Origin of the sequence: Enterobacter sp. I4 (assembly GCF_022669095.1) — a bacterium.
Classification (GTDB): Bacteria; Pseudomonadota; Gammaproteobacteria; order Enterobacterales; family Enterobacteriaceae; genus Enterobacter; species Enterobacter pasteurii.
Genome location: NZ_JALBUO010000001.1, coordinates 420,814 through 441,830, shown reverse-complemented (window position 1 = coordinate 441,830; position 21,017 = coordinate 420,814). Strand labels below are relative to the sequence as shown.

The window sequence follows — 21,017 nt, the reverse complement described above, 5'->3', positions numbered from 1 at the left end:
GATTGGGGTGCAGCAGAGAATCAGGGTTTATTTACTCGCTGAGCGGTGTCTCAGGCCATTCAATATCCGGTGCATTGTTGACGTCAACACGGCTAAGTAGTACACGATACTTCTTCCACTCAGTCAGTAACGTGCTCTCTTTTTCTGTAGCCATTTCTAAATCAACAGCATCCTGCAGCGGCAAAATTGCCTGAGTAGCAACAGACATCAATCGAGCTTTCAGTGAATCAGCATTGTCAACGGACTCTTCTTTCGAGGGTGGGGCAATATCGACCCATTCCATGCAGTTACGATTCACATTGAAACGAGGTGTTTTTCTGTCCGGAGAAACCATGAATTCTTCATATTCTGAGTCGGTTATTTTCACGAGATCTGAGGGGACGGGAATACTTTGTGCTTCGTATACCCGAACCGTTTCCTCAAGGTAAAAACTACTTTCTTCATTGCTAAAATATTTATTCATATCAATAACCCGAGACAATTAATGAAAATGCGCCGTTACAGTTATGGGTTTCAATTTTTACCTGATTTTTACCCACCGGAGTGCAAAGATAAAACGAGTCAGAGTTATTACCCCCAGATCCCCAATAACTGGCGCCTATTCCCAAAATACCATTAGGGAAGGAGGTAGGCAGAGTCACGGTGACAGCAGTGTTATTGCCTACTGAAATCCCCCTAACCGCCTGCATGAAAACAGCGCCATTGCCGTGCGTATAGTAGGCGTTATTGTTGCCGGTCGTTGTTTTACCCACCCCGTAACGTGCATCCGATTCAGCTTTGGTATAGGCCTGTCCTGCGGGAGTATAGTTTCCTTTAGGCTGATATCGTCCGTCACTCTCCGCTTTAGTATAAGCCTGGCCAGCAGGGATGTAATTACCTTTAGGCTGGAATCTCGAATCACTTTCCGTTTTGGTGTAATAGCGCCCATCAAAATTGGAATAATTGGTTGGTATTATTTGCCCAGTAAATGAAAAGGTTGTGGTATTCCAGTACCCCATGACTTTGGAATTAGCCCACAAGTCAACCTGACCATCAACTGTATTGCGCAGGCCTGAATCGTTATCACCAATATTTAAAACAGCAGACCCAACCGAACCAACTTGAATCGTATTTTTTACCGTGAGATTACCATTTAGCACCCCGCCTGCAAGTTGCAGATAGCGAGCATCAAAGTTTGCGTAATTTCCCGGTATCCATTGTCCGCTGGTCTGAGCCGTTCCGGCATCAGTGAACGTTAAACGATACTTGTAATCCTGTCCATTCAGGGTGCCGTCAGTATGTATGTCAATATAGAAATTTCCTGCCGCCCCCTTTAAATGCCCAATTTCCAGAGGCGCTCCGTCAGTTCTGGTGAATATCTGACTGCAATATTTTAATGCGGTGACTCTATCAACACTGCCATCAGAATTAAGTGGAACGGCACCTACATCCCCTGCGGAAGGTTTATTCGCAGCATCATACTGTTTTACCCAGCCAGACCACGTCGCACTATATAGCGTCCGAATGTATGAGCGGGAATTATTATAAATACGGTAAATCTGTGTAATACCTGCGTGTTTATAAACTTCAAGCGAGCCTGCATTGGCCTCGGGATAATTTTTACCTGTCTGTGCCTGCGCGTTAGCTGGTTGGTAATACAGTCCTGGCGTGGTAAAGGAATTTAGATCCGCAGCATTGCCAATCCCTACCGCCTGACCATTAAAAATATCCTGAGCAGTTACATTAATGTCACCTGTCAAAGCACGGCCATTAACCTTACGCCCGGACGGTACTCGTCCGTTGGCATTATCATTGGCTGCCTTCACCGCTTTCGGCGTTGCCGCCAGCACTTCAGACACGCTGTCAACCGCGCTGCTGAGCTGAACAATCCCCTTACGCGCCGTGGTCGCGTCCGCCGCCGTATATTTGCCGTTAGCCAGATCGTACGCCGCCTTCACCGCCTTCGGCGTTGCCGCCAGCACCTCAGACACGCTGTCGATTGCGCTACTCAGCTGAACAATCCCCTTACGCGCAGTAGTGGCGTCCGCTGCGGTATATTTCCCGTTCGCCAGGTCATACGCCGCTTTTACCGCCTTCGGCGTTGCAGCAAGCACCTCCGAGGTGCTGTCGACTGCACTGCTAAGCTGCGTAAAGCCCTTTGCCGTGAGCGTGGCGTCCGGATGACGGCGAGACTGCTCATGCTCCGTAAGCTTCCCGTCGACGTAGTCCTGCGTGGCCAACACCGTTGAGGTGTCAATTGTGAGCTCAACGGAGGCGATGTCGCTCACCATAATAACCATTCGCACGGTCTGCGCGCGGCCTGACCCCTCCGCCAGGGCGGGCTTATAGCTTTCAGCCATATTCCCGATCGCAATCAGCGTCCCGGTATCGTCATAAAGCCCCATCTCGCGCATCCAGAAACCGCCGACCTCAGGCGGGATCAGCAGCTCCGCCACAACGTAGTTTTTGTTCTTCTTGTCCTGGCTGATTTTGTTCAGCGCGTGGCGCCAGACTTCGTTCACCAGCTTTGTCTTGCTGGCATCAGGAACGGGCAGCGCACCGCCGCCGTCGCCGACCGCCATTGCGGTAAAGTTAACTTTCTTCGCGTTCGGGACGGTTGCTGCCGCCAGTTTTTCTGCACCGGCTTTGGTGATAACCGTTTTATATTTCACTGTCATTGTGCTCTCGCTTATCCGGGGTAAACCGTGATGATGTCGCCGTCATAGCTCAGGGCTCCGGTATAGAGGTAACCCGGAATGTCCTGGATGATATTCAGGCCGATAAGGTGGCGGCTGGCAGGCTTTGCGTCAGCGATAAGCCTCTCCATCTCGTAATACATTTCTTCGCTGATACCGGTATCTAATACCCCGATATCAAGGCGGAAGGTGCCGGGCGGATCGTTGGTTTGCCACCACTCGGTGACGTTAATCAGATAGCCGAGCGGCTCCACCACGCGGCGAACGGCGCCAATCGTTCCCTTGTGGGCATGGATAAACCACGCCGCGCGGATCACGTCCCGCTTGGTGGCTTCCGGCCAGCGCTCATCCCAGCGATCGACCGACAACGCCCACGCCAGCCACGGCAGTAGATTTGCCGGGCAGGTATCCGCACTCCAGAGATGGCGCAGCGGTACCGGCGTTTTTTCTATCTCCGCACAGGCGCGGGCAGCCGCCACCTCAAGAGGCGACGAGCCAACCGGCAAAAGACGGGCGTCACTCATCGCTCCCTCCCACGGTTACGCTGTACTGGCTGCACCATGAGGCCTGAGTTGCATCGAGCACGATATCGGCTGCGGGGGCGGTCAGCTCCACGCGCTGCACCCCTTCAACGTGAAGTGCCGCGTAAATGGCAGACTTGCGGATATCGCGCCCCAGCCGGTGCTGCGCCGTAATATAGGCCTGCAGCCGGGCTCTGGCCGCGTTGAGCACCGGTTCACTTTCAGGCCCCGGGAACAGGTACAGCGAGGCCACAATGGTGTAGTCGACAATCCTGGCTGACTGCACGGTCACCCGGTCGGCGACGGGCCTGACGTCCTCATCGTTCAGCGCGTTACGCACAATGGTGAGCAACTCTTCAGACGCCACGCCGTTATTCTCCCGGGAGAGTACGGAAACCGTGACGTTCGCGGGCTGGGGGCTAATAACGGAAATGTCCGCCACCCGCCCGTCCGCGCTGCGGCCATGGAACTGATAGGCCCCTGTCGAACCGGCCACGCTCAGCCCTTCCGGTGCCTGCTGGATGCGCAGACGAAAATCGGTATCGGACTCCATAACGGCCGGCGTGGGCGGGAACGTAGTGTCGTCGGCAGGGGTAATCACCAGACGTTCAAGATTAGCGTTTGCCCCAATCTGGTCGAGATCGCTGCCCGCGGCGTAGGCCAGCATGACCGCTCGTGCGGCCTCGTTAACGCGCTGGCGCCAGATAACTTCCCGATACGCGTTTTCCTGAAGCAGCTTCACAATCGGCTCTGACTCTAAGGTCAGCGTGCGCGCGATCGCCTCTTGCTCCGCCTCAGGATACAGCGAGACAAAGGTGGCCTTTCGTTCTGCCAGCAGCGTCTCATAGTCCACCTCTTCCACGACATCAGGCGCGGCGAGCTGGCTCAGATCAACAATAGCCATAGCGTTTAACTCAGTGAAATGGTGATAGAAAAGGAGCTGTCGGAAGCCGATCGCGTGCCGGTGATATCGACATACAACGTCCCGTCATTCTCCGACCGTTCGAAAGCGATAGCCGTCAGGCTAATCCGCGGTTCCCATTTCTGGATCGCGGAGTAGCATGCGGCCATAATTTGCAGGCGCAGCGCCGGGCTCTGGGGCCTGTCGATCATCGCCGCCAGCAGGGAGCCATACTCCCGGCGCATAACCCGCGTGCCAACTGGCGTAACCAGAATGTCGCGCACGCTTTGCCTGATGTGTTCAGCCTCTGTAATGCTGAGCCCGGTCTGTCTGTTCATTCCCGTGTAGCGCACCGTCATTGCGTCCCCTTAGTCCAGCTTCCGCCGCTTTGCACACTGCCGTGAGCATGGTTATCCACCTGTACCCCATTTGAGGTGAACGTACCGCCGGCGTGTTCGATATTCCCGGCCATCACCCCGCCCTTCTGCACCTCCAGAGAGGCGGTAATCAACCTGTTGGTACACACCACCTCAGGCGCATCAAGGGTGATGCGGGTTTCTGATTTGACCAGTACCACCGGAACGGTCGCGATCAGTGAATCAGACGCGGTGATGGCTGCCGTTTTGATGCCGGTTGCCGTCAGCGCACCGCTGCCGGGCTCGTATTCGATAACCGCCCCATCAGGAAACGAAACGTGGAGGGCGTCAGGCGACTCAGACGGTGCCGGATGGTCGTCAGAGAAAATGCCTGGCAACACGAAGGCGGTATCCAGTTCACCGCCGATAGCCAGCAGCAAAACCTGTTCACCCTCGGACGGTGCCCACCAGACGCGCGAGCGGCCTGCGCGGCAGGTCAGCCAGTTCAGCCAGGTGGTTTTCATCCCCCCGGACTGGACGCGGCAGAGCCCTCGTTTGAGGTCGACATCGGTCACAACGCCGATACGGATAAGATTGCGGATCGCGCGAGCGATGCCGTGCATGGAAGTTAGCGTATTCATAAGAAGAGAATGCCGCTCGGGGCGAGCGGCAGCAACGAGGCGGGGTTTTATGCGGGATGAAACAACAAGCGGTATTGCCGAATGGCCAGCCGACGGGGCTGCGGGCTGGCCATCAGCGCGGTAAGGTTACGCCTCCCAGCGGCTTACCAGCTCACCGTTGACGTATAGCTCCATCGGACGCGTGACGGGTTCCGGCAGCGGCGGCTCCGGGGAATAGGTGGCGAGCAGGGTACCCTCATTCTGGGAAACCAGGATCCGCTCGGTCAATTGCAGGCTAAAGCTGATATCCGCCGTTTCATCGTCATTTAAGACAATCTGAAAGAGATACCCATTTTTTCGCCCCTCATCGAGGGTAAAAATATCCGGCTGGTTTTCCCGAAGCCAGGCCAGCACCGGGACGAAAATCCCCTCGCTGTACCCGGAAAAACCGCTGACCTTTGCCTTCAGCTCATATTGCTTTTCGAACGAGAGCGAGGACGCGAGGCGCGCGTCGATATTGCCGCTCCCGACGGACATCTGTAAGCGCTCCGGGTTTGCGCGCAGCTGTGGAACAGCGTCAATTAATGCCTGACGCAGGCTCTTGAGTTTGTGCATCGAGTTTATCCTGACAGTCTTTAATGGTTTCAACCTGCAACGCGCAGGCGATAAGGGCATGCTCAAGCCTGCGAATATCGGCGCTCAGATCGCCGTTGGTAACAGGCTTACTTGCCGGCATCGGGCAGAGGCTCACCTTCGGGCAAGCGTGGTAAACAGCGTGCGGCGGAGGCGCAGGCGGCGCGGACGTGCAGCCTGCGGACAGCATCAGGCAGCTGAGCGTGATACCAGCGGCGTAACTCTTCATTTTCATTTACCAGTTTCCCGATAGCCGCTTCGCGCCTTGCCATCTCCTCACCGGCAGCGGCAAGCGCATCGCGGAGCCTGACCTGCGCATTTTCATTTTCTCTGGCCATCCGCTGCGTTACGGTAAGCTGATGGTTCAGCGCGTTAATGGTGTTTTTTTGTTCACCGGCGATCTGGCTGGCTTTAGCAAAGGAGCGGGACAGGTTGAGATTCTCATGACGAAACCACAGGGTAATGGCCGCCAGCGCGGCCAGCATCAGCAGGAGAGCTCTCATTCTGCCCCCTTCATGCACCAGGCCTTTTCGCGGGCCCGACGGTTTTCAAGCCCGGCGTTCTTCTTCCCGTTGACGTACACCCAGCGGGTCAGCTGATCGCAGGCCTGCGGCCACTGCTTGTGATTGATAAACGACACCAGCGTCGAACGGCAGGCGGCACCGGTTCCCACGTTAAAGGCAAAACTGACCAGCGCGTCATAGACGCGGGGCGGCATCTCCACCGGCGCGCATGCGGCAAGCCGTTTCTCAACCTTCAGGACGTCGGCAATCAGGTTCGCCGCCGCGTCGCGCTCGGTGATCTCCTTCGTCGGCACGACGCCTGCCGTGTGGCCAATGCCTGACGTCCATACGCCCGCGCTGCACCGGTAGGGCGACAGACGGCAGCCTTCCAGATCGGCGATTAACGCCAGCCCCTCGGGCGAGGTTTGCAGTAATCGAAAGTCAGGCAAGAGCACCGCCAGGGCGAGCACGCTGGCGATGCTGCAACGCTTAATGATTGAGTTCACGAATACTCTTCTTGTCGAGGCCCAACGATTTGAGATAGCGCCAGGTTTTTCGCTTAAACCAGTAATTCGTCAGCGCGGTAAAGATGGCGCAGAGGCTTCCCACGTACAGCGCCACTTTTTCAGGAGACATCGCCCCGAACCAGGCCAGCGCCACGGCCAGCCAGTAGGCAATAAACGTGGTGACCTTCTCCAGACTCAGTCCCATAGGTTCACGGATTCTTTTCCGGGCGCGCTATCCACCTCGGGCATGTCCACTGCCGTACCGTGAGGTAAGACAACGCCCCACCCGGCAAGGCCAGGATTGGCTTTCAGAACGGTTTCAACTACGCCTGCCGTGCGCCCGTAATAACGGGCACAGATGGCATCAAGCGTATCCCCCTGCATTGCATAGATCTTCATCAGACGCTCCAACATCCGGATTTCCAGGTACTGTAGAGTTTCCAGAGCCGGCGCCCTTTCCGCTACCGCTGGCGGATGGACGATCGAGGACACAACAGGCTGACCGCGAGCAACGAGGCGCGGACTGGCTGGAGCAATAATCAGAATAAAGCGCGTAATGCCGGAAAACGATGCAGGGCTAGCGCCAGCTCTCGTCTTCCCAGACTTCCCGAAGAATATTATCTAACGCCTCGCGTTCGGCCTCGCCGTTAACGCCAAGCAGCTCGACGCCGGTCATGGATCCCTCCTTCACCGTCACCCGCGTAGAGGGAAACAGGGGCCTGATCCTGCGAGTAAGCTCGCACTGAAATGCTTCCACGACGGACGGACCAATGTGCTGATCCTTGTCCAGCGTAATGTTGACCCGCACGGTGCCTTCTTTTTTGATTCGTTCTGGAACGGGCGATGCGGAAAAAACAACGGTAAACGCGCTGTTTTTGATTAAGTTCCCTCTCGCAATCTCAGCAATCAAATTCAGGGCAATTTCACGATCTCTCTCCTGACACGTTCCTTCCGTCGTCAGCCGCGCGATCATTTCGACTCGTTCAATCATGACCTGCTCGTTCAACTCTCTGTCCACACAACCTCCACCACGAGATACTGTATAAACATACAGTAGCACGTAATCATAAAAAGAGTGAAGCAAAAAATCAGAACCGCGTGCGGTATGTGCATGATATCGATGGAGATTAGCGTGCACGCTGGGTGAGCAGCTCCGTTAAATGCCCAATACGTTCAAGGATTTTCCGCGCCTTTTCCTGATAAGAACGCGCCGCCGGAAAGAGCGATCCGTCAGCTGCGCCCCGGCACCATTTGTCGTTAAAACGGCTCACGCCGCCCGCCATCAGATGCAGGGCCTCACCACGGCCGATCGCAATGCCCGTAGCGAGCCGTATTTCGTCAATCACCCTCTCCGGGACTCCGTTCTGCGGATCCCTCTCATAGACAAAGGGTGCCGATGCGCCGGGCCGGATGCGTTTGATGCGTTCGGTTAATGCCCGTCGCGCACGCCGGTTAAGAGGTTGAGAGAGATCGCTCACCGTACAGTTAATGACAGAACTCCGAGGAGGCGCAGGTGCATCCTTCAGCTCAACGGCACGCTTCGGCACAATTTTCCACTGCGTAAGCCGGGTTAATACCGGGCTGCCCGCACCGACGGCGGAATCGTACACGCCGCGGATGCAAACGGTCTCCTCGCCGTACTGGTTGAATCCGGCGCGCGGCGCATACAGCGTGCGCACCTGTAAATCATCGCGACGCACAAAAGGCCCGCCCTGCGCGGTGACGTAGCCCGCCCAGTCACCGGCGTCCGCAGCATCATGGACGGCGGCAAACTCGACGCTCAACCCGCGCGCGGCCTCGGTGTCCGCCAGTCGGCGCAACTCGCGGTAGACCGTTACCGGCGCGCCGCCGATAAACTGAAACTGGCGAATGTGCCAGCGCCCTGCCCAGGCCGACACGGCGCACGCCGTCTCCTTCAGCAGCCCGCCGCTTTCATTATCGGTCTCGCCATCAAGCGCATAGCCGTCGATATTCTTTGAGATGTATTTGGCGATATAGCCGGTAGCACTGCCTTTTTGCGGATCGATCGCTTCCGCGTGAAAGCGCGCCTGTCTGGCACTTTCGTTCTGCAGCTCAGCGGCATCCTCCTCCCGCGCGTAGTCCCCTATAATCTGGCGTACGCATTCGACGTCTTCCGGCAGCATAAACATCAGCATGTGCCAGTGGGGCGTACCGTCATGATGGGGTTCCGCAACGCGGATACCAAAAATGCGCCGCCCCTCCCGGTGCAGCTTTGCGCGAATGCGCGCCCACAGCCGGGTGAAGTAGCGTTGCGTATCCGCCGGGCTGGCCCCGTTCCACTTCGCGTTGGGGTAGCCCGATTTCACGGTCGCGTGATACCGCGCGGGGGCGGTTAAGGTATAGAACTCGCCCACGTAGCCCAGCGCCTGGCAGATATTTTCAAACCCGCGAATGCGGGTCATCAGTTCACAGCGACGTATCGCCGGATTGGCCACCGAGCTGTCGTATTTATCAATCAGGCTGATGCGGTTGCCCTCTTCATCTTCCAGCTCCATGCCCTTGAGAAATTCACGGGTGCGGCGCTTCTGCTCGCGCCATTCCGTGACGCAGCGCTTGCTCGCATACGCCGTTCTCTTTTTGCTGACGTTGCCGAGGGCAATCTGCACATGCTCGCGCCAGGCGGCCGCGATCCGACGCAATCGTCCGCGCCACCACGCCTCGGAAAACAGGCGGATCACCGCCGCGGCAACATCATCTTTGTTGAAAAACGTCTTCGACACCCGCTCCCAGTGCGGAGGCGACACGTTGAACTGCCGGGCGATCACTCCGGCGCGCTGATACCAGACGTACAGCGTCTGGTATTCGCCCATGTCAGCATCGTTAATATTCGCCAGCTCGCCGCGAATAAAGCTGGCGATATCGGCGGCCAGCAGGTCGACATCGGCGCGGGACATATCGGGAAGACGGTTATAGCGGGCAACCAGTTCCACCATGCGCGAGGCAAGGTACTGCAGAAGCCGGGTGTCGAAATGGCCGTCAAACACGGCCCTGGAGACCGCGTCGTGCAGGCCCGCGCAGGCATAGCGTTCAGAGACGCGCTGCAGGCGGGGTAATATCCTGTCGCAGAAGCGGATCAAAAAAGCATTGGCCTGCGGGCTGCCGTGACGCTGTTCGAGGGCGTCAACCGTGCGCCAGACGTCGACACGCACGCAGTCAGGCTGTCGGGAGAGGGCATTTCTTGCCTGCTGTAGCGCCGCGAAAAGGCGATCGCGACGCTGCAGCTGGGCATGGGTAAGGTAAGGGCTGGCAATGGCCGACCGCGGAGCGTTCCACGGATACGCAAATGACGTAGCCAACTCATCCTCCCCGGACGTGTTTATTTTTCATCTCCGCGATCTCCTGGCAGGTGACGCACAGGGCCACGCCGGGCACCGCCATACGACGCGCCTCCGGTATCGGGGCCTCGCAGTCCTCGCAGAGGAAACGCGAAGGCAATGCGGGCCTTCTGCGGGCGTGATGTATGTGCCGCTCTCTGTCTTCCTGCTCGCGCGCCTGCGCAAGATCGATATAATCGGCCATCAGTGCATCTCCTGGGCTTCGCGCTCGTAGCGGGCCGCCTCGTGGCACAGAAGTTCGGCAACATCTTCTCCGCTCATACCGGTTTTAAAGATATGGCTCGCCAGCGCCTCCAGGCGCAGGGAGACCGCGCGGGCTCGCGCGCATCGTTCCTCAGTTTTTGCCTCCATCAGCAGGCGTTTCAGTTCTTCACTTCCGGTTGAATAAAAGCGGTTTTCACTGTTTCGCATCACGCGTCTCCTTGATTTCAGGCAACAGAATGCCCGGCGGGTTTACGCCATTTGGTTTTTGGTTGGGTTACACCGGCATGGTCAGCCGTTCAGGAAATAAACTCACAACAGCACGAAAATGGTTCATGGCGGTAATCAGCGCCCTTTTCTCTTCAGTCGTCAGCTCGCTGATATCGCACTCATGGCGGGCGACGGGCAACCTCGCCAGGAAAAAGATGGCGGCCAGCGCCCTGCTGTTCTCCTCAAAACAGGGATCGCGCTTATCGCGCAGTTCGGCCATAAACCGCGCCAGCTCTTTTCCGCTATCGCTCCCGTATCGGGCGCGCAGTTCAGCAACGTGGTTAAGCCCGCGAAGACGCGCTCCCACGCTAAGTGGAACCCTTGCACGGGCAGCTTCTATCGCCATATCTCCCCTCGCGTAAATTCACCCATACTTTTGCGCTGAAAACGGGCAGAGCACGGCTTTTTCAGCCGTTTGATGATTGCGATTTCAGAAGCCATGCTGCATGATTCCCATTTTGATACTGTCTGCAATCATTAGCCTCTGTTTGCCAACGCCTGCCGCTGATTGCCCGAATTTGTAATGATATTAATACCCAAATGAGTATTAGTAAACACCCAAAGGAATATATTTTGATCTTGGATTCTCAAGTGAATAATGAAGAGTTACTCGATAGAATCTGTCAGGTATATGGTTTCACGCAGAAAATCCAGCTTGCCCGGCACTTTAATATCGCTGCCAGCTCGCTTCAGAACCGCTACGCGCGCGGCACAGTCTCTTACGATTTTGCGGTTCAGTGCGCGCTGGATACCGGCGCCAGCCTTCGCTGGCTGATGACCGGGCAAGGCGCACAGTTTGAAGGTCAGCCAACCGAGGGGGATCCCTTATCGGTTGCGCTATTCACTCTTAGTGATGGTCGACTGGAAGAAAATACCACTTTGAGTATCGACTCCCATTTCTTCAGCAAGCCGCTCACTCGGGGCGTCGCCGTCCGGGCGGAGGGAAAACTTCACTTCGTTGAAAAAGACGCGTCGTTAACCGACGGGCTGTGGCTGGTCGAGATTGAAGGCACCACCAGCATCCGCGATTTGACGCTGCTGCCGGGGAAAAAACTCCACGTTGCGGGTGGAAAGATTCCATTTGAGTGCATGATTGGCGAGATCAAAACGGTAGGTCGCGTGGTGGGTGTTTACAGCGAGGTTAACTGATGGCGAGCAGGTACCTGCTCGCCATAAAAAAGCCAACCCCGCATTTCTACGGCGTTGGCCCTGTTTTACCGCACCCGGTTAAAACACGTAACGCACACCCAGCGTAAATTCGTCAGAGACAATATGCGCTTTCATCTGCTCATCTTTTAAGCCTCGCGCGTTTGTAAAATTGTTATATCCGCTCTCGATTTTCCCCATATCGATATAGCGATAGCCCAGATCGACATACAGACGCTCAACCGGCGTGTAGCTTATCCCCGCTCCTAACGCGTAGGTCAGGTTGCTTTGGGTGGTTGAGCCGTATTCACGGCCAGGGTTGCCCTGCCAGCCGCCCGCTTTAATCTTGCTCACGCCAAGCCCTGCGGTACCGTAAACAGAGACGCCGTAGCCCAGTTCATAATCGCGATAAACGTTGAGCATCAGACGCTCGGCTTCCGTTTGCAGATGGTTGTAGCTGTTCGCGAACGTGCTGGAGCCGCTGGTGTACTCCGTCTTTTGCTTAAAGGTGTATTCACCTTCTGCACGCCAGCCGTTACCGAACTGATAGCCTGCGGCAATCGCCGCGCCATCAAGGTGCTCTTTCTCTTTACCGCCCACAAACTGGCCGACGCCCGGACGCGCGCTGGTATCCATCTCCTTTGCACGCTGTTCAGTTTGGAGGTATTTTGCCGAACCGTAATACCCTTCCTCAGCGTTTGCCGCCAGAACGGTTGCCGGAAGCATCGCAACCGGCAGGGCGACCAGGATAGCTTTCATATTCATCTACGCTCCGTTGAAAAATATTCCGCTCGTCGAACCCTCGTTCGCCGATGCGAGGAAAAACAGTCAGTGAGACGAATCATAAGCAGTCCCGAAAGGGCAAACTATTGGGATGAATACGTGCATGACCTGGTAGTTTTACGTAGAGATTTGACTCGTTCCTGATGTCATTCAGCTTTATTTGAATGCATAACAGGCTGAGGGAAACGCAGCAGAACGATCGCGCCATCGGTCGGGACTGATTCCAGCTCCGTCACATCCGGCGCGGTATTTTCCGGCAGGCTCAGGCTATCGACCGTAATCCGGTTTACCCGCCATGGCGTCAGGTAGCTCACCAGAAGTTCGCCGCTGGCATTGGTTGTTGAGCCAAACTGGTTATAGAAGCCAATTCCCGGCGTGTCCGGCACGTCCACCAGCGCTGCGGTGCTGCCGAGCTGCTGCCCCAGCGTTACGCCGTCAGCGTGTACCAGAATGCTGCCGCTGGCGTCGGCATGATAATCACGGCGCGTTCCTCCGCGCACCATGCTGAGATTCAGCTCGCCCGCGTTGTACTGATAGCCCAGGCTCGCAGAGAGTTCGTCATTGCGGTGTACGGTATGCGTCGCCTGGAGATCGTAACGCAGGCTGTAATCACTCAGCGCCGACCCGTATACGTTCACCCCATGGCTATCTTCCCCCCGGCTGGCGAGCTCGGTGATATAGCCGACATTGCTCGTCGCGCCCCAGAGGGATAAAGGCACGCTGATGTTGATCCCTACGGTGGCTTCATCCGGGTTTTTGCCGTAGCGCTCATAGCCGCCGTATACGCTGAAATCCACGTTGCGCAAGGTTGCGTCCAGACTCAGCGTCACTCCCGCGCTGCCCGCATCAGGCTCGCGTGACTTTAGCCAGTGCCACGACAGGCTCAGGCTCGCGTCCTCGCCAAAATTCTGATTGAGCTCCAGCTGCCCGCGAAGCGCCCGCCGGGTGAGGTCATCGTCCCAGCCGTACCGGAGCAGTTCAGCCCGCGCGATTTTTTCTTCCAGCGAACGGTACTGCCCGCCGCGCGGATACCACTGGAGCTGAGCGGTGAGGCTGGTTTCGGTCGTGAAAAAGGCTTTGGCATAGCGCAGGCGCCAGACCCTGCCGCGCAGGGTAGATTCATTTTGCGTATAGCGAGCCGCGGTGACATCGCCGGAAAAGGCGCCCCACAGCCCCAAGTTTCCGCCAAAGCCTGCGACATGGCTGAAGTAGTGCTCTCCCTGCTGTAGCCCGGCAAACGCGGTGACATGCGGGGCAATCCCCCACGAGAGTGTGCTCTGCCAGAAGCAGTCCTTATCCCTGTCGATACCGTGAAAAGGCCTGTAGCGGCCGGCGGCCAGCTCGTAGCTAAAGAGCCCGTGATGCACCAGATTGGGCATGCTCGAATAGGGCAGCAGGCGGGTGCGCTCCGTTCCGTCGCTCTCCTGAATCGTCATTTCCAGGTTGCCGTCCGGGTCCGGTGGATAAAAATCACGAATGGTAAACGGCCCGGGCGGAACGTGAATACGGTAAACGCGTACGCCGTTCTGATGGATGGTCACTTCAGCCTCCGTGCGGGCATAGCCGTTGATCCAGGGCGAATAGGGTCGCCAGCTGTCGGGGTACATCGCCTCGTCGCTGGCGAGTGACGCACCGCGAAACGGCAGGCTGTCGAAGAGGGTTGAAGAGGTATTGCCGTCGCCAAAGGTCAACCGCGAACGCAGCGGCGTAATGCTGCGCCAGAGCGACATCGCGTTGCTGTACGAGCCGTGGTGGCCCCCTTTTTCACGCCAGAAGGTGTTTTGATAACGCAGCCGCCAGGGCCCCACGTTAAGGCCGTTGTCCAGGCTCAGCGTGGCGTCAGTGCCGGAACGCTCCCAGTCGTACTGCGCCAGGCTATTGTCCGCATCCAGACGATAGTTGATAAACAGCGCGTTGATGCCGTCATCCCAGCGGCTGGTGCTGACGCCATTCTGCTGAGGGCTGATGGCCTCGTCCGGGAACAGGAGCGTCAGGAGCTGCGCCTGCGGGCGGTACCAGTATTTGAGGTTAAACTGCTCCGCAGACTGCGGCGTCAGACAACCTCTGGCATCCCAGCCCAGACGCGCAAGCACCGCGTTACGCACGCCCCACTCCTCCAGCAGCGGCTGGCTGAGGCAAGGGCCGGAGGCTGCAACATCAAGCGAAATCGCGCCCTTATAGAGGTTATTGAGGATCACCCACGTCTTTTGGCTGCCCGCGCGACTTTCTGCCATCGCGAACAGCAGCATAAAGCAGAAAAGACGGAGTAACGTCATGGTGGCAGGCAGCGCAAAAAGGTGAAGAGGCAGAAGCCTCCTCACCTTTTCAGATAAAAACGTTATTTCTGAAGGGATGCAAGCGCGGCGCGTGCGCGGTTCAGCTCCTGCTGAATGTTGCTCAGATCGCTCTGTTTTTCTGCCAGCTTGCGCTGATATTTCGCCACTTTCTTGCTGTCACCTTTGGCTTTCGCCTCACGCAGGTCAGCCTGAACCTCGGCAATATCTTCACGCTTCTCGGCCAGCTTTTTCTCCAGCTTCTTCACGTCCTTCTGCGCGTCAGCCAGCACGCTTGCCGGGGTACAGTGCGCTTTAACTTCAGCCAGCGCCTTTTTCAGGCCGTTAACCTTGTAGGTATTACCGTACTGCTGGGCAATACGGATCTCTTTTTCCAGCGCGGCGGCTTTCGCGGAGCAGCTTTCTGCCGCCTGTGCGGAGGTGAACATGCCAACAGAGGCAATAACGGCCAGCGCGGATACGAGTTTTTTCATTGGGATATCTCCTTTATGCGTGAATGTCCTCGAATCAAAGCGTACCCCGGCGGGCGGGGCGCTTACGCTGTACGCCCGTCCTCATTCTGCTGTAGGACGGTCTTGCCCGGCTGTAGTCCCGTCTCGCGCCAGTGCTGTAATGCGCCCTTCAGGGCCTGAATATCCTCCTCAAGCTGACGAATACCGTCACGGCTAACGGCCTGCTCCTGCTCAAGGCAGCGAGCTTCCAGCGCCGGCATTCCGAGCAGTTGAATACCGCCCCGCAGCCGGTGCAGCGTTTCGGTCAATGGCGTGCCGGGATCGTCTCGCCACAGCGCGATATCGCGCAGCGTCTCCTCCAGCACGGTTATCTGAAGATCCAGAAACGTCGTCAGATGCTTGCCGTCCAGCAGCGCCGCGGGCAGCGTCAGGGAGGGATGAACAACCGCAGGGGAATTCCCGGACGGGATCAGGGAGGCGAGCAGGTTTTCCAGCGCCGCGAGCGTGACCGGTTTAAAGATACAGTCGCGCATTCCTGCTTCCCGGGCCTCATCCCGGACGGACTCGCGCGCGTCCGCCGTCATGCCAAACACCGCGACGTCCGGGTAACGTTCACTGATGATGCGCGACAGGGCATAGCCGCTCATTTCCGGCATATTGCAGTCCACGATCGCCGCGTCCGGCCGTCGGGTTGCCAGGCTCTCGATCAGCATTTTCGGGCTGTCGAACTGGGTGACGCCATGCCCCAGCCACTCAAGCTGCTGGGCAAGCAGCATCCGCCCAGCCGGATTGTCGTCTACCACCATAACGGTCAACGCAGCGCGCTTGCCGGGCGGGACAGAAGCCTTAGCCTCTTTCTCCGGCAATGCGGCCATGACGGGCAGCCTGAGCGTTACCGTGACCGCAGTCCCCTCGCCCGGCACGCTGTTCAGCGTGAGATCCCCTTCCATCATGTCCGCGAGCTGGCGGCAAATATAGAGCCCCAGCCCGCTGCCCTGAGCCCTGTTGCGGCTCTCTCCCTGGATAAAAGGCCGGAACAGGCGCCGTTGCGTCTCGTCGTCCATGCCCTCGCCGGTGTCTGCTATCGTCAGCTCCAGCAGCATAAACTCGCCGTTCTGCCATTGCGGCTGCGCGCGCAGCATCACCTGACCGCAGTCGGTGAATTTTATGGCGTTACCCAGCAGGTTGGTGACGATCTGGCGAAAACGCATCACGTCTGTCAATACGTCCCCTTTCAGGGCCGCATCTATTTCCAGCAGCAGCTTCAATGATTTCCGGGCGGCCAGCCCCTCAAACTGCGACACGGTGCCTTCTATCAGATTTCGAAGCGAAGCGCGCTCCGGGCGGAGCACCAGACGGCCGGACTCAATCCGCTCCACATCAAGGATATTCCCGATAAGCAGCAACAGCGACTGCGCCGCGTCCCAGGCAACCCGTATCGACTGCGGGTTTTGCGGGGCATTGTCGGGGCGTTTCATCACCAGCTCCAGCATGCCGATGATGGCGCTGACCGGCGTGCGGATTTCATGGCTCATGGTGGCCAGAAAGGCGCTTTTTCCGCGACGGGCACGCTCTGCGCGATGCTTCGCCGCGCGCAGCGTCTGAATAAGCTTCCGGATGCGCGCCTGCCGGATGCGCCGCCGACGGTAAATCCACCCTGCCGCCAGCGCCAGCAGCGCCGTGCCTGCGAGGATGAACGTCACCGCCCACGCCTTGGACAGCGCGGACGCCGACACAGAGGCAAACACATTGCCCGTACTGCCGCCACGCGTCAGGGCATGGAGATCCTCGGGCGGGATGTTGATCAGCGCTTTATTCAGAATGCCGATCAGCGGCCAGGCCTCCCGCGACGCGCCAAACGCAAAGCGCAGCGGCTCGGCATCAATGCTGGCTAATATTTTCAGTGAGGCAAATTCTTTACGGCTGAGCTGGGCATTTGCAATGATAAGCGGCACAACCATCATGTCGTTTTTATCATTCAGCACGCTGTTAAACCCCTGCCACCAGGTATCGACCTTCGCCGTCTGCCCGCTGTTTTGCCTGCCAAGCCAGCCGTCCGGCGCCTCACCGCGCAGGCTCACCACGCGTGGCTGAAGCACCTCCTTTCCGGGAAGCGCGCGCCCAACCATAACCCAGGAGTTATACAGCCAGGTTCGGGTAGTCAGGAGATCCGCCTGCCAGATCCCCTCCTGAGTCACGCCGGCAATCAGCTCGGCCTCACCCCGGTTAACCGCCCTGAAGGCGGCTTCCTGGCTGGGATAACGGCGGATTTCAAAAGTAAACCCGGTGCGCAGGCGCAGCGCGGTCAGAAGATCCGCCAGGATGCCGCGCAGCTGCCCGCGCTCGTTGAAAAAGGCTATCGGGGCATTATCCTGCGCCACCGCGACGCGGATCCGGGAATGTTCTTTGATCCATTTATGTTCGAGCGAGGTATAGGGCGGTGGCTCCTCGCTGAGTGAGAGCGGGATCCCTCCGCTCCAGCGACGGTGGATCTCCACGCCCGCGTTCTCCGGCAGCGCCATCAGCATCTTGTCGAGAATCGCGATCCAGACCGCCATCTTCGGCATCGCGGCGAAAGAGAAACCCGAGGCATCGAACGTGTCCGCCACCGGGCGAATGCTGAGATTGCTTAAAGCAGACTGGCTCGCCAGGTAGCGCGCGGTGATGGCATCGCTGAAGAACAGATCGATTTTGCGAAAGGCCAGCGCCTCCAGCGCATGCCGGGTGGAGGAGAATTTAACGATGCTGGCGCCCGGATAGCGGGCCAGCACCTCGCTGCTGCTGTAGACAGGGGAAACGGCGATCCTTTTCACCGGCTCATCGGGCGAGGCATCGGTGTTAATCACTTCAACCGCAATGTTGTCGCTGTAGGGCACGCTCAGCATCAGCCCCTGTTTCTGCTGTTGCCTCCCGGCCTGGGGCATAAAATCCGCCTTGCCTGCCCGCAGCGCGGCCAGGGCATCGTCATAGGTCGGATAGCGCACAACGTCAATCTCGATACCGAGGTTTTCCGCCACCAGCCCGGTGAAATCCGCATTGATACCGCCGTAATCGTTCAGCCCGGTGGTGATGTCGTAAGGGGGCATCATCGGCTCCCAGACCGCCATACGGATTTTGCGATGCTCGCGCACCCAGCGCCATTCGCTGCCGCTGAGTCCCGGCTCGATCACCTTTTCATGGCTACGCGCCAGCAGGCGAAGAGTTGCTTCCTGCTGCGCGGCGCACGCGGTGAATGCAAGGCAAAAAAGCAGGATAAAGGTAACGGCTCTCACGTCTCTGACCCTGGGGTATCAAGAAGATCGAAAAGTTGTTCAAAATGGGCAACGCCGCTTTTTTTCATCATTCGCGCCTTATAGGTGCTGATGGTTTTATTGCTGAGCGCCAGCCGGTCGGCAATCTCCTTGTTGCTACTCCCCTGCTTCAGATAGTTCAGCACCGCAATTTCACGATCGGAGAAACGCGACAGCAGCGCCCGGGCGTCAGGTTTTACCTCAGTAGCCTCTGCGGCTTTCGCGAACGTCTCTTCCGGGAAACAGTGATAGCCGTCCAGCAGCAGCTGACAGGCAGGCTCGACGCGCTCCAGCGCCAGGCTTTTATTGATAAACCCGCTCGCCCCGGCCCTCAGCGTACGCAGCGCGTAGACCCCCGCTGGCTGGTTGGTGTAAACCAGCACCCTGAGCGCAGGAAAGTGGTGCTTGATGCGCGGAAGAAGATCCAGCCCGTCGGCATTTTTGAGCTCCAGGTCGAGGATCAACAGCGACGGCTGCTCCCGGTGCAGCAGCGCCAGCAGGTTCTCGCCGGAGGATGTCGTCACGGTAAAATCCGGATTTTTTTCCAGCAGCACCCTGAGGGCAAAGCAGATTGCCGGATGGTCATCCACGAGCAGTATTTTCGTCATTGTTGTTTATTCTTTCCTTAGGCATTAACGGCTCCATAACGCGGTGTATACCATAGCCTATCATGTGATGAATCCGGAGAAGGTTTGTCTGGTTTGAGAATAATTCAGAAAATCCGAGGAAGAGGTAAGCTACCGATACGGCGAAAGGTGGGATGATGCAGTATTGCAGTCTCAACTAATACAAAATCGTTATCAATTGCGCATTATTCATAATAATCTTAGCAATGCGCTAAAAATTAAAAAACCTGATATAAACGGGCTGTTTTTAATGCGAAAAACCACTAAACCTGTCCCGTAGTAAAAAAGGTTCTGGACACATGAGCCACAAAATCGAAATCCCCCGTCAGGTCACGAGGACTATTCCAGGAGACTGGCGAAGCAAAGCTTATTTTCCTTTCAAAACAGGCACTTTGAATGCTTTTAATTTTTGTTTCATCGTCCTTACCATCAATTAAGGAGAGCAGAAAATGCTTACCATCAGAATGTATGCTGAGCGTTTTTTGATTAACAACGTCTTCAATATTGATGCTTCCAGTATTTGTCCTGAGCTGGTGAAGCGCATCGCATACATCTGTCCATAAAGGAGAATCCTTTTTACTGTAACCCGTATCTTCGCAAAAAAAGGAAAGCTTCATATTCATCGTTTGTCCTTTAACAATGTTGTTTGCTACGTATTTTAACATGGAAGATGAATAATCCTGAGCAGGATAAAGTGATGTCGCTGGCAAATTACACATTTTAGGAATTTTATGGCAAAAGGGCGTAGCGGGCTGGGTAAGCTGAAAGACACCTGCGGACAACGCGGCAACGGGTAATGAGAGTAGGTGTAACAGCTAATTAAGAAATTTCAGCACGTACGCAGGAACATTCATTCAATGATATTTTTCGAAGCCACTTCGCCATTCCCATAATTATTTTTTAGAACCAGGTGGCTCGCAAATGCACGTTCGATCAACGGGATACCTTGAAGTCATGAGCGTGATGATATCAATAAAAAATAAAGTGGCACGGTGTTAAAAACTTTTCAGGAGCGCTGAGTGATTTGAGAAATGCACCGGTGATTAAGAAGGAATAAATGACGTTTAAGAGATAACATCCCGGCGTTAAAACCGGGATGTTTTTTAATACAGATGCTACTTTTTCAGCAAGCGCGGGAGTTGGTTATTTAGCTCAAGGATACACGCATCCATATATTTCTGGGTTTCAACAGTCACCTTCTTATAATTCTCGCTTTCCCATTCTGAAAGCCTCGCTTCCACAGGAACTGGAGAACATTCAGCTACAGTATACGCAGAAAACATACTTCCACCCTCAGGTTTCTTATAGAAAATTACCTTATATTTCAGCTGATAAACGGGATTTGCTGCTGTGGCATCTTTAAAAATCAATGCCCAGGTAGCATGGCCAATATAAAGTTGTTCTTTATAAACATACCCGCTAGATTGGGAGTCCATCCACTTACTGATACTTTTCTTTGCACCTTGCATGAGATAGGTATCAGTAGGGTTTTTGAGCGACTCGATTGTTTCCCCTTTATAATTTTCATTATCAAAACTGCTGGGGTTTATATTTCCGGTTAACACAGATAAAACGGCCAACCCTTTTCCAACAGCGTTATGATTCGGAGTAACTACGCGCAGTGAATTATCTGCAATACGGTTATTGTTAAGATCTGCCTGTGCTGATACAGCCATAATCTCAATTGAACTACCATTGGAAGAGGTTACTGTTTCAGGTTTTATTTTGCTGGCACAACCCGTTAGCGCTACAACGAATAGTAAAGTAGTTACTGTGAATGTTGTTACTTTCATTTTCTTTCCTTGAGATAAAATAATGAAGGAGAATATCCTTCTACTTGCTTACGCTTACCGCTCTTTCATACTTAGTTCAGGCCTAATTTGG

Annotated in this window: 25 protein-coding genes; 1 reads left to right on the top strand and 24 read right to left on the bottom strand. The window is 56.1% G+C overall.

Going from position 1 to position 21,017, the window contains the following annotated elements:
- Positions 1–31: 31 nt before the first annotated feature.
- The 17 genes from MOQ06_RS02075 to MOQ06_RS01995 form a co-directional block, all read right to left on the bottom strand.
- On the bottom strand, positions 32–463 hold the full coding sequence (locus tag MOQ06_RS02075; protein ID WP_242170451.1) for a tail fiber assembly protein: 432 nt from the start codon (positions 461–463) through the stop codon (positions 32–34).
- Between the two features lies 1 nt (position 464).
- Positions 465–2,657, bottom strand: coding sequence for a phage tail protein (locus MOQ06_RS02070; protein WP_242170448.1), 2,193 nt, complete (start codon positions 2,655–2,657; stop codon positions 465–467).
- An 11-nt stretch (positions 2,658–2,668) separates the two neighbouring features.
- A complete protein-coding gene (locus MOQ06_RS02065) occupies positions 2,669–3,199 on the bottom strand; it encodes a phage tail protein I (protein ID WP_242170445.1) in 531 nt (176 codons plus the stop codon).
- Positions 3,192–4,100, bottom strand: coding sequence for a baseplate assembly protein (locus tag MOQ06_RS02060; protein WP_176609450.1), 909 nt, complete (start codon positions 4,098–4,100; stop codon positions 3,192–3,194). Before MOQ06_RS02060 ends, MOQ06_RS02065 begins: the two co-directional genes overlap by 8 nt.
- Positions 4,101–4,105: 5 nt before the next feature.
- Positions 4,106–4,456 (bottom strand): GPW/gp25 family protein, encoded by a 351-nt coding sequence (locus tag MOQ06_RS02055; protein ID WP_193355017.1) that lies wholly within the window; start codon positions 4,454–4,456, stop codon positions 4,106–4,108.
- Complete coding sequence (locus tag MOQ06_RS02050; RefSeq protein WP_176609449.1) at positions 4,453–5,094, bottom strand: phage baseplate assembly protein V; 642 nt, start codon at positions 5,092–5,094, stop codon at positions 4,453–4,455. The genes MOQ06_RS02055 and MOQ06_RS02050 overlap by 4 nt, the downstream gene beginning before the upstream one ends.
- A gap of 126 nt (positions 5,095–5,220) precedes the next feature.
- The gene (locus MOQ06_RS02045) at positions 5,221–5,688 is read right to left on the bottom strand and encodes a phage tail protein (protein WP_193355019.1); all 468 of its coding nucleotides are present in this window, start codon (positions 5,686–5,688) and stop codon (positions 5,221–5,223) included.
- Complete coding sequence (gene lysC, locus MOQ06_RS02040; protein ID WP_176609447.1) at positions 5,651–5,896, bottom strand: Rz1-like lysis system protein LysC; 246 nt, start codon at positions 5,894–5,896, stop codon at positions 5,651–5,653. The genes MOQ06_RS02045 and lysC overlap by 38 nt, the downstream gene beginning before the upstream one ends.
- Positions 5,796–6,209: an Rz-like lysis system protein LysB gene (gene lysB / locus MOQ06_RS02035; RefSeq protein ID WP_148418416.1), complete on the bottom strand. Its 414-nt coding sequence runs from the start codon at positions 6,207–6,209 to the stop codon at positions 5,796–5,798. Before lysB ends, lysC begins: the two co-directional genes overlap by 101 nt.
- A complete protein-coding gene (locus MOQ06_RS02030) occupies positions 6,206–6,715 on the bottom strand; it encodes a lysozyme (RefSeq protein ID WP_148418415.1) in 510 nt (169 codons plus the stop codon). Before MOQ06_RS02030 ends, lysB begins: the two co-directional genes overlap by 4 nt.
- Positions 6,699–6,920 (bottom strand): HP1 family phage holin, encoded by a 222-nt coding sequence (locus MOQ06_RS02025; RefSeq protein WP_020689436.1) that lies wholly within the window; start codon positions 6,918–6,920, stop codon positions 6,699–6,701. Before MOQ06_RS02025 ends, MOQ06_RS02030 begins: the two co-directional genes overlap by 17 nt.
- Entirely contained in the window at positions 6,911–7,114 is a 204-nt protein-coding gene (locus MOQ06_RS02020; RefSeq protein WP_176611170.1) for a tail protein X, read from the bottom strand. Before MOQ06_RS02020 ends, MOQ06_RS02025 begins: the two co-directional genes overlap by 10 nt.
- A 178-nt stretch (positions 7,115–7,292) precedes the next feature.
- Positions 7,293–7,733, bottom strand: a complete 441-nt coding sequence (locus MOQ06_RS02015; RefSeq protein WP_148418413.1) for a DinI-like family protein — start codon at positions 7,731–7,733, stop codon at positions 7,293–7,295.
- Between the two features lie 109 nt (positions 7,734–7,842).
- Positions 7,843–10,032, bottom strand: a complete 2,190-nt coding sequence (locus MOQ06_RS02010) for a replication endonuclease (RefSeq protein WP_242170427.1) — start codon at positions 10,030–10,032, stop codon at positions 7,843–7,845.
- Position 10,033: 1 nt separating this feature from the next.
- Positions 10,034–10,255 carry a TraR/DksA family transcriptional regulator gene (locus MOQ06_RS02005; protein ID WP_242170424.1) on the bottom strand — a complete coding sequence of 74 codons (222 nt, stop codon included), beginning with the start codon at positions 10,253–10,255 and terminating at the stop codon, positions 10,034–10,036.
- Positions 10,255–10,482 (bottom strand): DUF2732 family protein, encoded by a 228-nt coding sequence (locus MOQ06_RS02000; protein ID WP_148418410.1) that lies wholly within the window; start codon positions 10,480–10,482, stop codon positions 10,255–10,257. The genes MOQ06_RS02005 and MOQ06_RS02000 overlap by 1 nt, the downstream gene beginning before the upstream one ends.
- A gap of 67 nt (positions 10,483–10,549) precedes the next feature.
- On the bottom strand, positions 10,550–10,888 hold the full coding sequence (locus MOQ06_RS01995) for a DUF5347 domain-containing protein (protein ID WP_148418409.1): 339 nt from the start codon (positions 10,886–10,888) through the stop codon (positions 10,550–10,552).
- A 227-nt stretch (positions 10,889–11,115) separates the two neighbouring features.
- On the opposite strand from MOQ06_RS01995, the gene MOQ06_RS01990 reads away from it, so the two are divergent.
- The gene (locus MOQ06_RS01990) at positions 11,116–11,691 is read left to right on the top strand and encodes a phage repressor protein CI (protein ID WP_242170421.1); all 576 of its coding nucleotides are present in this window, start codon (positions 11,116–11,118) and stop codon (positions 11,689–11,691) included.
- Positions 11,692–11,769: 78 nt separating this feature from the next.
- On the opposite strand, the gene MOQ06_RS01985 is transcribed toward MOQ06_RS01990, so the two are convergent.
- From MOQ06_RS01985 to MOQ06_RS01955, 7 genes are all read right to left on the bottom strand, one after another.
- Complete coding sequence (locus MOQ06_RS01985) at positions 11,770–12,453, bottom strand: outer membrane beta-barrel protein (protein ID WP_242170418.1); 684 nt, start codon at positions 12,451–12,453, stop codon at positions 11,770–11,772.
- A gap of 164 nt (positions 12,454–12,617) precedes the next feature.
- The gene (locus MOQ06_RS01980; protein WP_242170416.1) at positions 12,618–14,747 is read right to left on the bottom strand and encodes a fimbria/pilus outer membrane usher protein; all 2,130 of its coding nucleotides are present in this window, start codon (positions 14,745–14,747) and stop codon (positions 12,618–12,620) included.
- A gap of 62 nt (positions 14,748–14,809) precedes the next feature.
- Positions 14,810–15,238: a DUF1090 domain-containing protein gene (locus MOQ06_RS01975; RefSeq protein WP_148418406.1), complete on the bottom strand. Its 429-nt coding sequence runs from the start codon at positions 15,236–15,238 to the stop codon at positions 14,810–14,812.
- Positions 15,239–15,300: 62 nt separating this feature from the next.
- A complete protein-coding gene (locus MOQ06_RS01970; RefSeq protein WP_242170413.1) occupies positions 15,301–18,489 on the bottom strand; it encodes a transporter substrate-binding domain-containing protein in 3,189 nt (1,062 codons plus the stop codon).
- Positions 18,486–19,115 carry a response regulator transcription factor gene (locus MOQ06_RS01965; protein WP_176609439.1) on the bottom strand — a complete coding sequence of 210 codons (630 nt, stop codon included), beginning with the start codon at positions 19,113–19,115 and terminating at the stop codon, positions 18,486–18,488. The genes MOQ06_RS01970 and MOQ06_RS01965 overlap by 4 nt, the downstream gene beginning before the upstream one ends.
- 281 nt (positions 19,116–19,396) lie before the next feature.
- The gene (locus MOQ06_RS01960; RefSeq protein ID WP_242170411.1) at positions 19,397–19,798 is read right to left on the bottom strand and encodes a hypothetical protein; all 402 of its coding nucleotides are present in this window, start codon (positions 19,796–19,798) and stop codon (positions 19,397–19,399) included.
- A gap of 450 nt (positions 19,799–20,248) precedes the next feature.
- On the bottom strand, positions 20,249–20,926 hold the full coding sequence (locus MOQ06_RS01955) for a hypothetical protein (RefSeq protein ID WP_242170408.1): 678 nt from the start codon (positions 20,924–20,926) through the stop codon (positions 20,249–20,251).
- Positions 20,927–21,017: the final 91 nt, after the last annotated feature.